Annotated in this window: 1 protein-coding gene; it reads left to right on the forward strand. The window is 59.9% G+C overall.

Annotated elements, in window-relative coordinates:
* Positions 1 to 585 (forward strand): IS66 family transposase (locus tag NPX02_RS21285; protein WP_260296074.1); only part of this gene is annotated, 585 nt, incomplete at its 5' end.
* Between the last annotated feature and the right edge of the window lie 4 nt (positions 586 to 589).

Raw genomic sequence — 589 nt, forward strand, 5'->3', positions numbered from 1 at the left:
CGTTATGGCTGCACGCACGCGCTGTGCAACGCCCATCATCTGCGCGAGTTGACCTACGCTCACGAAGAGGACGCCCAGCAATGGGCCAAGGCGATGCGTGAATTGCTGCTGGCCGTCAACGCGGCGGTCACGGCCGCTGGCGGTGTACTGGCGGCCGCCGATGCCGCCTCATGGCGTCGGCGTTATCGCAGATTGCTGAGCCGGGCCGATACGGAATGTCCGGAACCGGTGGCACCAGCCGGGCCACCGAAACGCGGGCGAATCAAGCGCAGCAAGTCGCGCAACTTGTTGGAACGTCTTCGCGATTATGAAGACGACGTGCTGCGCTTCATGGAAAATGCCGAGGTGCCGTTCACCAACAATCAGGGCGAGCGGGATATCCGCATGACCAAGGTTCAGCAGAAGATATCCGGTTGCTTCCGTTCGCTGGATGGTGCCAAAGTCTTCTGTCGCATCCGCTCCTACCTGTCGACTTGTCGCAAGAACGGGGTCGGTATTGGCGAGGCGCTGGAGTGCTTGTTCAACGATAAATGGCCCGCATTCATACAGCGCAAGTTGGATGATGCCGTTGCGGGTGCTGAATAGTTAC

This window comes from Sedimenticola hydrogenitrophicus (genome assembly GCF_025175675.1).
Classification (GTDB): Bacteria; Pseudomonadota; Gammaproteobacteria; order Chromatiales; family Chromatiaceae; genus Sedimenticola; species Sedimenticola hydrogenitrophicus.